Genomic DNA, 14868 nt, shown 5'->3' with positions numbered 1-14868 from the left:
CATGAAACCTCAAATGGCTCTGAAACCACTGGTTTTCGCTCTCGCCGCACTCATGGCTGCCGCCGCTCAAGCCGGTAGCTGGCACCCAACGCCACAACCGAGCGGCACCATTGCGGCTGTAGTGACCGATGTACAAAACAGCGCGATCAACAAGTTCGACGACACCAACACCGAAAACAACGCCTCGGCCGATGGCTCGGTAAACGGCAACAGCGGTAACGTTGGCGTCAACACCCAGGCCGGCAGTGGCAACCAGGCAGACAACTCCGCCGCCATCTCCAGCGCCAAAGGCGATGCCGCCACCGTATTCGGTGTGGTCGACGTGAACCAGAACAGCGGCCTGAGCAGCTTCGTCAACAAAGGCACGCAAAACAACGCTTCGCTGGACAACTCGGTTAACGGTAACTCCGGCAACCTGGGTTACAACGGCCAGGCCGGTCAAGGCAACCAAGGCAAAAACAACCTGGCGATCGTGACTGCTGACGGCAAAAACATCGCTGCAGCCGCCAACACCGAGCAAAACTCCCTCGGCAACAGCTACCTCAACGCTGCGGCCACCAGCCACGGTTTTGGCTATGGCAGCAAAGCTCAATACGTGTCCAACAACTCCAGCCTCGACAACTCGGTTAACCGCAACTCCGGCAACGTGGGTGTGAACCTGCAATCGGGTTCGGGCAACCAAGGCAGCAACAGCCTGTCGATCGGTCAAGGTTGCACCGTCTGCGCCAGCGGCGTGCGCTTCTGATCCAACGGGGCCTTGGCGACAAGGCCCTTTTTTATTCCAGTGTCCAACAGGTCATTCGATCATGCGCCTCGTGACCCTCGCCCTCCTGATCTCACTCACCGGCCCTACGTGGGCAGGCACGATGGCGGTCTCCGCCATGCCTGGCGGTGCAGTGATTTTCAAGAAGGTCGAGAGCATCCGTGAGCGCCGGTTCGCCAACCTGGTGGAACAGAAAACCGATTTCAGCTGCGGTGCCGCGGCACTCGCCACCATCCTGCGTCAGGCCTATTGGCTGGACGTCGACGAAGATCACATCATCAAAGGCATGCTGGTCACCGCCGACCAGAACCTGGTACGCACCCAGGGTTTTTCCATGCTGGACATGAAGCGCTACCTCGAAAGCATCGGCATGCGTGCCCGGGGCTACAAAATCACGCCAGACACACTGGTGACCGTGAAGATCCCCGTGGTGGTCCTGCTGGAAATTCGTGGCTATAAGCACTTCGTGGTGCTGCAGCGTAGCGATAAAGACTGGGTCTATATCGGCGACCCGGTACTGGGCCACAAGCGCTATTCGCATGATGATTTCGTCAAGGGCTGGAATGGCATCGTCTTCGCTGTGTTGGGTGAAGGTTACGACAAGACCAATGTCTTGCTTGACCCACCTGCCCCGCTGACCGCCAAGAACCAGTTGAATGAGTTCAGGCCCGTAGGCGATGCCGAGCTGATGGATTTCGGTTTCATCCAGAGCGACTTCTTTTAAGAAGCGCAATAAGGGGCAGGACGCTCCAGGAGCAGAAGATGAACACTTCCCGTTGGCTGACGGTCATGTGTCTGGCAGCCTCAATGCCCGCTTATGCTTCATCGGCGTTCAAACCCATTGAGCTTAAGGATTCAGACATGGCTGAGCTGCGTGGCCGATATGTCATGCCCGGACGCATTATCAGCTTCGGCATTGTCATGAGCAGCACCTGGACCAACGCCGTGGGCGACACCATCACCGGCAAGGCCAGCATGCAGGTCAACGCGTCGACGATCACCCCGCAATTCTATGTGCAGACCACTGGCGCGACCGGCAATGGCACGAACCCCAACACCGGCAGCGGCACGGTCACCGGTGGCGCCGGTTTGGGCAGCGGCCAGGGTGTGACGCAAAGCGTGCGCACCGCCGGCGATGGCAACACCGCCTACAACAATGTCGGGATCACGGTCGAGAACGGTTTTGCGCCCTCCAATATCGTGCAATCAGGCCAAGTACTGGTGGCCGGCGGCACCGTTACCGGGGACAGCGCAGCAGGCCGTGTGAGCGTATCGGCCAACAACGGCGGCGTGCAGATGGCGATCCAGGCCAACCATAACCAAGGCAACAGCCTGCAACAGATCGGGGGCGGGAATGTGCTGCAAGGCACGGTTTTGACGGGTAACACCAACTTCGTCAACAACATGACCCAACTCAACGTGGTAATGAACAATAACGGTTTGAATAACGGCGCATTGAACTGCAACTTGGATCAACTCAAAGGCCTACGCACCCTCGGTTATTGAACTACGCTGACCCTCGACACTTACGCATTAGAAAAGGACGGCTTATTTCATGCATCGATCGTTATCGCTACGTGCGGTGATCTGTTTAAGTACGCTCTTGCCCGCATCCGTTCTGTATGCCGCGCCAGATGCCGATATCGAAACCCTCAAGCGGGAACTCCTGGAGCTCAAACAGCGTTACGAGGTGCAGCAAAAAGCCCTGGCCGTATTGGAACAACGTGTGCGTCAGGTCGAAGACCAGCCGGCGACACCTGCGCCGAGGCGCCTGGCCAAATCCCCGGCGGACTTCCAGAAAGGCGGTGGCGCCACCGTTGCAGGCACCGGCGCGGCCGCGGCATCCGGCGGCGCGGGCGGTGGCGGCAGCTCGTATGGTCAGTCCCTCAAGGACGATTCGGCTCCTGCGCAAAGTGTGAGCAACCTCTATAACGAAGCCAGCGGCTTTTTCGGCAATGGCAAGTTCAGCTTTGAAACCGGCGTGACCTACGCCCGTTACGACGCGCGCCAATTGACCCTCAACGGCTTTCTGGCGCTGGACTCGATTTTCCTCGGCAACATCAACCTGGACCGGATCAAGTCCGATAACTGGACCCTGGACCTCACCGGCCGCTACAACCTCGACAACCGCTGGCAGTTCGACGTGAACGTGCCGGTGGTCTATCGCGATTCCACCTACCAGTCGGCCGGCGCCGGCAACAATGGCACCGCGACGTCGGAACAGTCGGTCACCCGCGACCCGACCATTGGCGACGTCAACTTCGGCGTGGCCTACAAGTTCCTCGACGAAACCCCGACCCTGCCCGATGCCGTAGTCTCGGTGAGGGTCAAGGCACCAACCGGCAAAGAACCCTTTGGTATCAAGCTGATCAATACCCCCGGCAACGACAACCTGTTCGTACCGGAGAGCCTGCCGACGGGTAATGGCGTGTGGTCGGTCACGCCGGGGATTTCCCTGGTCAAAACCTTCGACCCTGCGGTGTTGTTTGGTTCGCTGTCCTACACCCACAACTTTGAAGATTCATTCGATGACATCAGCAGTGACGTCAACCAGAAAGTCGGCGGCAAGGTCAGCCTGGGCGACAGCTTCCAGTTCGGCGTCGGCGTAGCCTTCGCGCTCAACGAGAAGATGAGCATGTCGTTCTCGGTGTCCGACCTGGTGCAACGCAAGAGCAGGCTCAAACCCAATGGCGGCGACTGGCAATCGGTGGTGTCCAGCGATGCCAACGCCGGCTACTTCAACGTGGGGATGACCATTGCGGCGTCGGATAACCTGACCATCGTGCCGAACCTGGCGATTGGCATGACCGACGATGCGCCGGACTTTACCTTCAGCCTCAAATTCCCTTACTACTTCTGACGTCCGCACAAGGAAAAGCCCCGTAACGATAAGGGTCGTTGCGGGGCTTTTCGGTTTACCCGCCCTAGCGGATCTGGTGTTTGTGCAGCAACCGGTAGAACGTGGGCCGGGAAATCCCCAGCACGCGGGCCGCGACACTTAAATTGTCGCTGTGCCGATTGAGCACATCGCACAGCGCCTGACGCTCGGCACGGTGCTTGTAGTCTTCCAGTGTAGACATCGCGGGTGAAATTGCCCGCTCGCCTTGCAGCCCCAGATCAACGGCCTCTATTTGCCGCCCTTCGGCGAGCACCAGGCCGCGGCGCACGCGGTTGGCCAGCTCGCGTACATTGCCTGGCCACGGGTGTTGACCCATGGCAACCAGCGCGTCCTCGCTGAAACTGCGGGGTCGGCGGCCGGTTTCCTGACTGTAGAAACGTGAAAAATGGTTGGCCAGCATCGCCACGTCGCCATGACGCTCGCGCAACGGTGCGGTGACCACTTGCAGCACATTGAGGCGGTAGTACAAGTCCTCGCGGAAACTGCCTTTGGCCACAGCCGCCTCGAGGTCAACGTGGGTGGCCGCCAGCACGCGCACGTCCACCGGAATAGGCTGGCTGCCGCCCACCCGTTCAACCTGCTTCTCCTGGAGAAAACGCAGCAGGTTGGCTTGCAGCTCCATCGGCAAATCGCCGATCTCATCAAGAAACAGCGTGCCGCCATGGGCCGCCTCGATGCGTCCGACCTTGCGTTGATGGGCACCGGTAAACGCCCCCTTTTCATGGCCGAACAGTTCGGATTGGATCAGGTGCTCAGGGATCGCTCCGCAGTTGATCGCCACAAAGGGCTTGGCGTGGCGTTGGGACTGACGGTGCAGGGTTTTGGCCACCAGCTCTTTGCCGGTGCCGCTGTCGCCACGGATCAACACGGGGGACTCGGTGGGGGCCAGCTTGGACAACAATTTGCGCAGCTCACGAATGGGTCGGCTCTCGCCCAGCAGTTCATGCCCTTCGTCCACGGGGGTGTGGCCTTTGGCACGCAACCGCGCCATGCCGAACGCGCGGCCCAGGGTGACTTGCACCCGCGCCACGTCGAACGGCAGGGTATGGAAATCAAAAAACCATTCGCAGACGAAGTCGCCGACGTTTTGCAGGCGCAGCACATCCTGGCTGAGCACGGCGATCCACTCGGTGCCGCTGCGGGCAATCAGTTCCTTGACCGCTTCGGGTCGCTCCAAGTGATACGGCTGCAAGCGCAGCAGGCCGATATCGCAGGAGCGATCGCCCACCGCGTCCAATGCGCAGCTGTCCACCGCCCAACCGGCCGTGCGTAAACCGGGCAATAGCCCATGGCAATCGTCGCAGGGGTCGACCACGAGCAAACGGCGTTGGACAGGAGCCACACCCATGACTATTCCTTGGCGTCAAAGATAAGTAAAACCATTTAGAAACAAAGGCTTGTAATGCCCGCAAGCAACACTAGCAAGTTATTGACGTTACCCTTGTACCGATTGGCTATAAGAGCGGGCAAAAAGCCATCTCTGCGCACTTGCAGCAATAAAGTGTCCGACCGTCAAATACGTTCATTCAGCTTTCAAAACAGCCGCTTACATGATGTTAATCACGAAAAGTTAAAAAATGTTGCTCTAGCATGTGACCCGTACCCCGCCATCGTGCATCAGTACAAGTAACCCGCCGCACGGTCAGCCCAACCGCCGGTATTCACTTGAATGGGCATTTAGAGAGAGACCCACATGAACGCCCCGCTCCGCATCAACGAAGCTCTTTTGATCGCAGACCGTGCTTTCCAGCCCTTTCAGTGCGTGGCCTGGCACGATGGCAACGGCGCCCTCAGCCTGAGCGTCATCGACCGCACCAATACCCGCATCGGCAGCAAATACCTGTCGTCGACCACTTACAGCGACCCGGCGCAATTGGAAGACTTGCTGTTGCAGGCGCGCGCCGAGCTCGATAAAGATGGCTACCAATTGCAATCGTGGGCAATGCCTAAGTAAGTCACCGCTAACTTGCGGTCACTGTAGAACGGTGATCGCAAGTTAGGCCGTAGAACTTAAAGCGTTGATCGGGGTGCGAGAATAAATCGTTCAATCGCCTGCGCAGCGCCATCTTCGACATTGCTGCCGGTGACCACGTTGGCCTGGCGCTTGACGACCTCTTCGGCCTGCCCCATGGCAATCGACAACCCGGCCACGTGAAACATCGCCGGGTCATTGCCGCCGTCACCGATCGCTGCGGTCTGCTCCAGCGGCACGCCAAGGTGAGCCGCCAGCGTTCTCAGCGCATCCCCCTTGTTGGCCAGCATGGCCGTCACATCCAGATAAACCGGTTGCGAACGCGACACCTGGGCCAGGCCTTGCACTTTGGGTTGCAAACGCGCTTCCAGTTCCACCAGCAATGGCGCGTTGAGACTGGCAGCGACGATCTTGTCGATACGATCCAGGTACGGCTCAAAACTCTTCACCACCACCGGACCATAGCCCAGGCCGGCCGCTTCGCGCGGCTCCATAGGGCCCGGCACGTCGCGGCGCAGCCAGTTTCCGTCGGCAAACACCCACACTTCCACCTCTGCTACGCCCGAAAACAACGCCAGCGCGACCAGCGCCGCCTCGGCCGGCAAATGGTGGGCAACCAGGATGCTGCCGTCCGGATTGATCAACGTGCCGCCATTGAAGCCTGCCACCGGGATATCAATGCCAAACGCTTCAACCATATGCAACATGGCTTTGGGCGGCCGGCCGCTGGCCAGGCTGAAGAACACGCCCATCTCGCGCAGCGCGCGAACCGTGTCGATCGTGCGCTGGCTCGGCAAGTGATCGGGGTGCAACAACGTGCCGTCCATGTCACTGAGTACAAATCGGATGGGATGGATCGGTGCGTCACTCATCCGAGGGAGTGCCACGTGCGGCCATCGCGAGCCAGCAATGCATCCGCCGCTGCCGGACCATCTTCACCGGCCTTGTACGCCTGGATTCCGTCGTCCTGCTTCCACGCATCCAGGAAGGGCTGCACCGCACGCCAGCCGTTCTCAATGTTGTCGGCGCGCTGGAACAAGGTCTGGTCGCCGGTCATGCAGTCGTAGATCAGGGTTTCGTACCCGGTCGACGGTTGCATTTCGAAGAAGTCCTTATAGGCGAACCCTAACTGGATATTGGCCATGTCCAGGGTCGGCCCGGGCTTTTTGGCCAACAGGTCGAACCACATGCCTTCATTGGGTTGAATCTGGATTTTCAGGTAGGTGGGCTTGACCTCATCGACCTCGGTGTCGCGAAACTGCGCATAGGGCGCCGGTTTGAAGCAGATCACGATTTCGGTGTCACGCACGCTCATGCGCTTGCCGGTGCGCAGGTAAAACGGCACGCCGACCCAGCGCCAGTTGTCGATCATCACCTTGAGCGCGACGAACGTCTCGGTGCTGCTGTCGGGCGCGACGTTGGCTTCTTCGCGGTAACCGGGCACCGGCTTGCCGCCGATCTCACCGCCGGTGTACTGACCGCGCACCGAGTTGGCCCGCGCATCTTCCAGCGACCAGGGACGCACCGCGCCAATCACCTTGGCTTTTTCCCCACGTACCGCGTCGGCGCCAAACGCCGCCGGTGGTTCCATGGCCACCATCGCCAGCAACTGGAACAGGTGATTGGGCACCATGTCCCGCAGGGTGCCGGTTTTTTCGAAGAAATTGCCCCGGGTTTCCACGCCGACGGTTTCGGCGGCGGTGATTTGCACATGGTCGATGTAATGGTTGTTCCAGAACGCCTCGAACAGCACGTTGGAGAAACGGCTGATCAAGATGTTCTGCACCGTTTCCTTACCCAGGTAATGGTCGATGCGATAGATCTGCTTCTCGCTCATCACCTTGAGCAGGCAGGCGTTCAACGCTTCGGCGGTGGCAAGGTCCGAACCAAACGGCTTTTCGATCACCACGCGGCGGAAACTGTCATCGGTTTCGTTCAGCAGGCCGGCACTGCCCAGGCGCTGCACCACGTCACTGAAGAAGCGCGGCGCGGTGGCCAGGTAGAACACCGCATTGCCGGTGCCGCTGTCGGCGATCTTTTGACCGATGTCGGCATAGGTGCTGTCGTCAAGGAAGTCACCTTCGACGTAGCTGATCCCTTTGGCCAGTTGTGCCCACAACGCAGGATCAAGGGCGTTATCAGCGTTGCCCTTGACCTTGCTGGCGGCCTCGGTGCGGATAAAGTCCTCGAGCTTCTTGGCGAAGTCGGCATCGCTGATGGCATTGTGATCCACCCCGACAATACGCAGGCCATCGCCCAGCAAACCATCACGACTGAGGTTGTACAGCGCCGGCATGAGCAGGCGCTTGACCAGGTCGCCATGGGCGCCGAACAGAAACAAGGTAGTGGGCGGAGCAGGTTCGGCCTTGAGTTTCTTGCCGTTGGCGGTCATTTTTTGGAGGTCTCCACGTGACCACCAAAGCCGAAGCGCATGGCAGACAGCATCTTGTCTCCGTAGGTGCTCTGCTGGCGCGAGCGGAAACGCGCGAACAACGACGTGGACAACACCGGCACCGGCACCGCCTGTTCCATGGCGGCTTCGATGGTCCAGCGCCCTTCGCCGCTGTCCGCGACGGAACCGGAGTAGCCATCGAGTTTCGGGTCGGTGGCCAGGGCATCGGCGGTCAGGTCCAGCAGCCAGGACGACACCACGCTGCCGCGACGCCAGACTTCGGCGATGTCCGCCACGTTCAGGTCAAAACGCTGGTCTTGCGGCAGGTTGTCCGAGTTCTTGGTCTTGAGGATGTCAAAGCCTTCGGCAAACGCCTGCATCATGCCGTACTCGATGCCGTTATGGATCATCTTGACGAAGTGCCCGGCGCCCGCTGGGCCGGCGTGAATGTAGCCCTGTTCGGCACGTTTATCGGCGCTGGCGGAACGGTCCTTGGTGCGCGGAATATTGCCCAGCCCCGGCGCCAGGCTGGCGAAAATCGGGTCGAGGCGCTGCACGGTCTCGGTGTCGCCACCGATCATCATGCAATAACCACGTTCCAGGCCCCATACGCCGCCGGATGTGCCGACATCAACGTAGTGCAGGCCCTTTTCGGCCAACGCCTTGCCACGTCGAACGTCGTCCTTATAGTTGGTGTTGCCGCCGTCGATGATCACGTCACCGTCTTCCAGCAGCTCGCTCAGTTCATTGATCGTGTTTTCGGTCGGGTCGCCTGCTGGCAACATCACCCACACGGCGCGAGGCTTTTGCAGGCCGGCAACCAGTGCTTTCAAGTCGGCAACGCCGGTGGCGCCCTCCTCGCTCAACCCTTTGACAAACGCTTCGTTACGGTCGTAAACAACGGTGGAATGCCCATTGAGCATCAGGCGCCGTGCAATATTCCCGCCCATGCGGCCTAGTCCGATAATCCCCAGTTGCATGTGCTGATGCTCCTAACTACAAAAAAATGTGTGACATAGTTTATAGCGCAATGAGGCTAATGAGGGTTAGTCAGGGGCTGATCAGGGTAGTTTCATGACAAAAAAGTTGCCATCGTTTCACCATCACGGCAGCGAAAGTCACACGACCGTCAAAAATAAAAAAGTTCCATTGCTGTAAAAAAGAATTCAGAATTGCTTCCGACTGTTGCCGAGAACCTCGACTCAAGCGTTCTGGCACACCGCGACACACCGGCTATTTGCGAGGTAAGCAATGAGCACTGCACAGATGACCCGTCCGCCACAGACCCTCTACGTTTCTATCCGTCGCGATGAGTTGCGCCAGTTGAAAGACGAACGCGATCACCTGCAGCAGGAAGTCATGCGCCTGCGCGCTCATATCATCCAAGCCCAGTTGGACCAGCCTGCTGGTGTACAGCCAGCGCTCTGCTAAGCCTCGCCTTCACTTTGTAAGATTACGCCTACAAAAATCTCACAAAGTTTTCACACGCCATTCACGATACTCCCGCCCCCACGGGCCACCCGACATAAGGGTGGCCTACGTTGCGTGCAGCCTGCGCAACGACTGAAAAATCACCGGGTTGGAGCGCTGGATGGCGATGTTCGAACGCAGCACTAAGTCTGCGAAAGGCTTTGATTGGGCCGGTCTTGGCTGGCTATTCCTGTTTTTCTGGTACTTCTCGGGGATTACCCAGCTGCTGATCCAAATCAGCGGCACGTCCGGCTTCAGTGGTTTTCGCCAAGCGTTCTTCATGAGCGCCCTGTGGCTCGCCCCGCTGCTGATCTTCCCACGCCGGACACGCCTGCTTGCGGCGCTGATCGGTGTAGTGCTTTGGGCATGTTCCATGGCCAGCCTGGGTTACTTCTTCATTTACCAGCAGGAATTTTCCCAAAGCGTCATCTTCATCATGTTCGAGTCGAACATCTCCGAAGCTGGTGAATACGCCACCCAGTACTTCGCCTGGTGGATCGTGCTGGCCTTTATTGCCCACACCGCCGTGGCGATTTTCCTGTGGACCCGCGTGCGCCCGGTGTACCTGCCTCGCGGCCAGGCGCTGGTGGCGGCAACGGCAATTATCGTGGGCATCATCGGTTACCCGCTGGTCAAGCAAATCGCCCGCAGCGACACCATGGAAGACGCCCTCGACCGCTTTGAGTCGCGCATCGAACCCGCCGTGCCGTGGCAGATGATCGTCGCCTACCGCCGCTACACCGAGCAGTTGGACAACATGCAAGGCATGCTCGACAGCGCCAGCCAGATCGCGCCCCTGACAAACCTCAAGGACACCATGGCCGGGCAACCCTCGACCCTGGTGCTGGTGATCGGCGAGTCGACCAACCGCCAGCGCATGAGTCTCTATGGCTACCCGCGCAACACCACGCCCGAACTGGACAAGCTACGCGACCAACTGGCGGTGTTCGACAACGTCATCACCCCACGCCCCTACACCATCGAAGCGCTGCAACAGGTGCTGACGTTCGCCGATGAGGAGAACCCGGATCTGTACCTGAAAACGCCGTCGATTGTCAGCGTGATGAAGCAGGCCGGCTACAAAACCTACTGGATCACCAACCAGCAAACCATGACCAAGCGCAACACCATGCTCACGACCTTTTCCGAACAGGCCGACGAGCAGGTGTACCTCAACAACAACCGCAACCAGAACGCCCGCCAATATGACGGCGACGTGCTCGAACCGTTTGCCAAGGCCCTGGCCGACCCGGCTGAGCGCAAGTTCATCGTGGTGCACTTGCTCGGCACGCACATGAGCTACCAGTACCGCTACCCGCCGACCTTCGACACATTCACCGACCGCCAAGGCGTTCCGGCCGGCATCAGCGACGATCAGTTGCCCACCTACAACAGCTACGACAATGCCGTGCTGTACAACGACTTCGTGGTGTCGAGTCTGATCAAGGACTACGCCAAGACCGACCCCAACGGCTTCCTGCTGTACTTGTCCGACCACGGCGAAGACGTGTTCGACTCAGCCGGTCATGCCACGCTGGGGCGTAACGAAGGCAAGCCGACGGCGCCGATGTACACGATTCCCTTCATGGCCTACGCCTCGCCCAAATGGCGCGAAACCCACGACTGGAAATTTGCCGCCGACCTGCAACGCCCTTACAGCAGCTCGCAGTTGATTCACACCTGGGCCGATTTGGCCGGGCTGAGCTTCAATGAGCTGGACCGTAGTAAAAGCGTGGTGAGCGACAGTTTCCAGCCACGCCCCTTGCTGATCGGCAACCCGTACCTGCGCGAGCAAAAAGCGCTGATCGACTTCAGCCTGATCAAGCCGAAGAAGGCGAGCCCGACGGATGTGGTGCTGCAGGAAGTACCCGCTCCGTAACACAAAGCAAACAAGCGCTCTGATTTAAACCAGCGCGCTTTCCAACAGATATATACGCGTTAACACCATGCGTGCATGACTAGCAGAATAGTTAACCTCAAGTCATCTTGAGGTTAACTCCCACTTAATAAGATAGCCCCATAGTCGCGCCATGAATCTGATCATGGAGCGAGCGGATACCTATCACTCTAAATGGGAACACTGCTATGAAACTCTCCACCCTGATGCTTGCCAGCCTTATGACACTGGGCTCCGCCGCCGCGTTTGCAGAGGGCGGCGCAGAGCGCTCGAAGGCGTTTTATCAGGCATTCGCCTTCACTCAGCAACAACTTCATGACAATGCAGAACAAACGGCTTCGGCCGACGGCAAGACATTCAAACGCGACATTAAGGGTCAGGAACAACCGGAAAGTTAATGAATGCTGAGTTAATCCGCTGTTCCCTCTGCCATTGCGCTCCCTTTGGCAGAGGTTTATCAAGGCGCCATTTAATGGCGCCTTTTTTATCGGCTATTTATTAAAGCAGCTTGCTCCAGGACAACATACGCCCGTACGCGGGATCGAACTTCGAATCATCAAAGCCAAACTTACGGTATGCCGACTGGGCGATGGCATTGCCCTCGAGCACTTCCAGGGTGATCTTGCAGCAGCCGCGCTGCCGGGCAATTTCCTCGACCTTGTGCAACATCTTCTGGCTCAGGCCCAGCCCGCGAAACGCGTTCATTACCACCACGTCGTGGACGTTGATCAGCGGCCGACAGGCGAACGTGGAGAACCCTTCAAAGCAATTCACCAGGCCCGCCGGCACGCCCCCGACAAACGCCAGCACACTGAAAGCATGGGGGCGCTTGGCCAGTTCGGCCGGCAGTTGCTCCAACAAATCAGCAGGAAGAGGATGGCCGCCACCCATCGGGTCTTCAGCGTAGTGGTTCAGCACGCAGCCAATGGCTTGAGCGTGCACGGGATTGGTGTAGCTGGCTTGCAGCACCAGGATATCTGGGGTTTCCATTGCCTTCCTCGATCACGACTGCACGGGAGTCGACTCCCTTTGAGGGGCATGATTGTAAGCGCCGGGAACACGCTGCACGAAGGGGATTAACGATAAATATGCGTGCGAAAACGCGAAGGTTAGACCGACAGGAACACGCCACTTGCCGGTTCCGGTGTTTTTTCGTACGGGTCTCAGCCGAAGCGCTGCAACTGCATTTCCTGCAAGCGACTCAGCGTCCGACGGAAAGGAAACGCCAGGTAGCCCTCGGTATAGAGGCGCTCCAGCGGCACTCGGGCTTCGATGAACAAGGGCACCTTGCGGTCGTAGCACTCATCCACCAGGGCAATGAAGCGACGTACGCTGTCATCGTGCACCGACAATTGCGGCAATTGGCGGTCACCCGCCGCCACACGCTCTACACCGTCTTCGGTGCCGCGTGCGATCCGACCCGGACGCTGTTGCGCGCTCAAGTCGGGCACTTCCCCCAGCAGGATTGCCTTGAACCGATCACACAGCAGCATAAAGTCCATCGCCGCCAACGGCTGCTCGCACAAGTCGGCATAGCGGCAACACAGCACGCTGTCGCTGGACTGCACGGCCGTGATACTACGATGCCCCACCACCACCGGGCCGCTGCTCACCCGCTGCCCTTGCGCCAGTTGCCGGAACACATCCGCCAGCGCATCGGGCTGGTTGACCCAATAACGCTGCAGGCCCACGCCGGGATGCAAACGGTGATCCTCCCCGCCGTCCACCGCTACGACGTGCATATGCCGTTTGATCGCAGCGATTCCCGGCAAGAACCGTTCGCGATTGAAACCATCGGCATACAACTGGTCCGGCGGCTGATTGGAGGTGCAGACCATCACCACTCCTTCCTCGAACATCACCTGAAACAGCCGACCCAGGATGATTGCGTCACCGATGTCATTGACGAACAACTCGTCAAAACACAGCACACGCACCTGCTGGCTCAGCTCGCGCGCCAGGGCTTGCAAAGGGTCCGGGGTGCCGGTGAGCTGGAACAAGCGCTGGTGCACCCAACCCATAAAGTGATGAAAATGTTGGCGCCGCGCGGGCACCCGCAGGCTTTGGTAGAACTGGTCCATCAACCAGGTTTTACCGCGCCCCACCGGGCCCCACAGGTATACGCCGGTGATCGGCGTGCGACCTTGGTGCAGCGCTTCATGACAGGTTTGCAGGGCATCCACCGCCCGACGCTGGGCGTCGTCGGCGGCGAATCCCTGCGTGGCGATGGCGTGTTGATAAGCAGTGAGGGGCGAGTCGAAAGTCATGCCCGCGAGTATGACCTACAGCGAGATATCCAGCCGTGAAATCTTGCCCTGCGCGTTCAGGCGAAAGGTATAGCGCAGTTGCAGCGGGCTGCCGGGGAAATTCCCGGACACCACATTGCTGACCAGCACTTTGCCGGTGCGATGCTGCACGTTGAGCACTTCGACGCGCGGTTGATAACGTCGCGTCGTGTCTTCCATCCAGCGTGCAATGGCGGCGGTGCCGACTTGATGCTGGCCTTCATCGAACACATTGGCATCGTCGGCAAAACACTGGTCGACGACCGAGGTGTCGCGGGTATTGGTTGCCGCGATATAGGCCGCAATGGCGGGAGCCAATTCAGGCAGGGACATGGCACAGCTCCTTGTGGGGGTTGATGGCGCCATGCTAAGCCACGGGTGTGTCAGTTTTTGTCAGGAGTGAATGGCGCGGAGTCGTTCTGCTCCATCAACTTGCGCCAGGCGCGCAGCCAGTCGCTGCGCCGCCCCGGATAGCGTTCGCCGTGGGCGTGCGCACTCGCCACCCGATCGGTGCGGAACGTACGATACGCGCCGCGCAATTCGCACCAGGCCACGATCACCCGCACCTCATTGAGAAAGCCCAGCGCCAGGGGCCAGATCAAGCGCTGGCTCTGGGTCTGGCTGGCATCGGCGTAATCAATGTGCAATTTGGCCTGGTGACGTATGGCGTCACGAAACACATTGAGCGGCACACGGTTTTCCGGGTAGCCGAAGCCCGGCGGGCCGGGTAACAACGTCGGGTTGCGCAAGGCTTCCTGGGCGGCCGGGTCGAGCACATCGGCAATCTTGGCCAACGCATTGGCCGCGGCGCGGCTCAGCACCTCATCGCCGCGCTGATCCACATAGCGCAAGCCCAACACAACGGCTTCGGTTTCCTCTGCGTTGAGCATCAACGGCGGCAGAAACAGACCGTTGCGCAACACGTACCCTACTCCGGCCTCACCGAAGATCGGCGCCCCCAGGGCGGTCAACTCGGCGATATCGCGGTACAGCGTGCGCTCGGACACCTCCAGTTGCGCCGCCAGCACAGCAGCGGTTACCGGACGTTTCTTGCCCCGCAGGGCCTGCAACAACGTCAGCAGACGAGTGGTACGCGACACTTGGATCCCACCGTAAAAGGAGAAAGTGGCGCAGCTTAACAGAGCCTCCCGTCAGGATATGGCAGCAGCGAGAAAGACCGGTCTGGGGGA

At 59.4% G+C, this 14868-nt stretch carries 16 protein-coding genes; 8 read left to right on the top strand and 8 right to left on the bottom strand.

The window, feature by feature from the left end; translation table 11 throughout:
- Position 1 precedes the first annotated feature (1 nt).
- The 4 genes from KZX66_RS24080 (at position 2) to KZX66_RS24065 (ending at position 3623) form a co-directional block, all read left to right on the top strand.
- On the top strand, positions 2 to 745 hold the full coding sequence (locus KZX66_RS24080; RefSeq protein WP_248083732.1) for a hypothetical protein: 744 nt from the start codon (positions 2 to 4) through the stop codon (positions 743 to 745).
- Between the two features lie 61 nt (positions 746 to 806).
- The gene (locus tag KZX66_RS24075) at positions 807 to 1487 is read left to right on the top strand and encodes a C39 family peptidase (protein WP_248083731.1); all 681 of its coding nucleotides are present in this window, start codon (positions 807 to 809) and stop codon (positions 1485 to 1487) included.
- 38 nt (positions 1488 to 1525) lie between these two features.
- Entirely contained in the window at positions 1526 to 2269 is a 744-nt protein-coding gene (locus KZX66_RS24070; protein ID WP_248083730.1) for a hypothetical protein, read from the top strand.
- Between the two features lie 49 nt (positions 2270 to 2318).
- Positions 2319 to 3623 (top strand): hypothetical protein, encoded by a 1305-nt coding sequence (locus tag KZX66_RS24065; protein WP_248083729.1) that lies wholly within the window; start codon positions 2319 to 2321, stop codon positions 3621 to 3623.
- Between the two features lie 64 nt (positions 3624 to 3687).
- On the opposite strand, the gene KZX66_RS24060 is transcribed toward KZX66_RS24065, so the two are convergent.
- Positions 3688 to 5010 (bottom strand): sigma-54 dependent transcriptional regulator, encoded by a 1323-nt coding sequence (locus KZX66_RS24060; protein WP_248083728.1) that lies wholly within the window; start codon positions 5008 to 5010, stop codon positions 3688 to 3690.
- Between the two features lie 345 nt (positions 5011 to 5355).
- On the opposite strand from KZX66_RS24060, the gene KZX66_RS24055 reads away from it, so the two are divergent.
- A complete protein-coding gene (locus KZX66_RS24055; RefSeq protein WP_248083727.1) occupies positions 5356 to 5616 on the top strand; it encodes a hypothetical protein in 261 nt (86 codons plus the stop codon).
- A 56-nt stretch (positions 5617 to 5672) separates the two neighbouring features.
- On the opposite strand, the gene KZX66_RS24050 is transcribed toward KZX66_RS24055, so the two are convergent.
- The 3 genes from KZX66_RS24050 to gnd are packed head-to-tail and all read right to left on the bottom strand — an operon-like array spanning position 5673 to position 9006.
- Positions 5673 to 6506 carry an HAD family hydrolase gene (locus KZX66_RS24050; RefSeq protein WP_248083726.1) on the bottom strand — a complete coding sequence of 278 codons (834 nt, stop codon included), beginning with the start codon at positions 6504 to 6506 and terminating at the stop codon, positions 5673 to 5675.
- Positions 6503 to 8026: a glucose-6-phosphate dehydrogenase gene (gene zwf, locus KZX66_RS24045; protein WP_248083725.1), complete on the bottom strand. Its 1524-nt coding sequence runs from the start codon at positions 8024 to 8026 to the stop codon at positions 6503 to 6505. Before zwf ends, KZX66_RS24050 begins: the two co-directional genes overlap by 4 nt.
- Positions 8023 to 9006 (bottom strand): phosphogluconate dehydrogenase (NAD(+)-dependent, decarboxylating), encoded by a 984-nt coding sequence (gene gnd, locus KZX66_RS24040; protein ID WP_248083724.1) that lies wholly within the window; start codon positions 9004 to 9006, stop codon positions 8023 to 8025. Before gnd ends, zwf begins: the two co-directional genes overlap by 4 nt.
- A gap of 271 nt (positions 9007 to 9277) precedes the next feature.
- Here gnd and KZX66_RS24035 point away from each other — a divergent pair, with 271 nt between their 5' ends.
- From KZX66_RS24035 to KZX66_RS24025, 3 genes are all read left to right on the top strand, one after another.
- Entirely contained in the window at positions 9278 to 9457 is a 180-nt protein-coding gene (locus KZX66_RS24035) for a DUF6026 family protein (RefSeq protein ID WP_282446053.1), read from the top strand.
- Between the two features lie 160 nt (positions 9458 to 9617).
- The gene (locus KZX66_RS24030) at positions 9618 to 11375 is read left to right on the top strand and encodes a phosphoethanolamine transferase CptA (RefSeq protein WP_248083723.1); all 1758 of its coding nucleotides are present in this window, start codon (positions 9618 to 9620) and stop codon (positions 11373 to 11375) included.
- Positions 11376 to 11581: 206 nt separating this feature from the next.
- On the top strand, positions 11582 to 11791 hold the full coding sequence (locus KZX66_RS24025; protein ID WP_248083722.1) for a hypothetical protein: 210 nt from the start codon (positions 11582 to 11584) through the stop codon (positions 11789 to 11791).
- Positions 11792 to 11891: 100 nt separating this feature from the next.
- Here KZX66_RS24025 and KZX66_RS24020 read toward each other — a convergent pair whose 3' ends face one another.
- From KZX66_RS24020 to KZX66_RS24005, 4 genes are all read right to left on the bottom strand, one after another.
- The gene (locus KZX66_RS24020; protein ID WP_248083721.1) at positions 11892 to 12383 is read right to left on the bottom strand and encodes a GNAT family N-acetyltransferase; all 492 of its coding nucleotides are present in this window, start codon (positions 12381 to 12383) and stop codon (positions 11892 to 11894) included.
- A 173-nt stretch (positions 12384 to 12556) separates the two neighbouring features.
- Entirely contained in the window at positions 12557 to 13660 is a 1104-nt protein-coding gene (zapE, locus tag KZX66_RS24015) for a cell division protein ZapE (RefSeq protein WP_248083720.1), read from the bottom strand.
- A gap of 15 nt (positions 13661 to 13675) precedes the next feature.
- On the bottom strand, positions 13676 to 14011 hold the full coding sequence (locus KZX66_RS24010; RefSeq protein ID WP_248083719.1) for a nuclear transport factor 2 family protein: 336 nt from the start codon (positions 14009 to 14011) through the stop codon (positions 13676 to 13678).
- A 50-nt stretch (positions 14012 to 14061) separates the two neighbouring features.
- Positions 14062 to 14778, bottom strand: a complete 717-nt coding sequence (locus KZX66_RS24005; protein WP_248083718.1) for a YafY family protein — start codon at positions 14776 to 14778, stop codon at positions 14062 to 14064.
- Between the last annotated feature and the right edge of the window lie 90 nt (positions 14779 to 14868).

The organism is Pseudomonas sp. EYE_354, from assembly GCF_023148575.1.
In the GTDB taxonomy this organism is placed as follows: Bacteria; Pseudomonadota; Gammaproteobacteria; order Pseudomonadales; family Pseudomonadaceae; genus Aquipseudomonas.
This window is presented reverse-complemented; position numbering and strand designations above follow the sequence as displayed.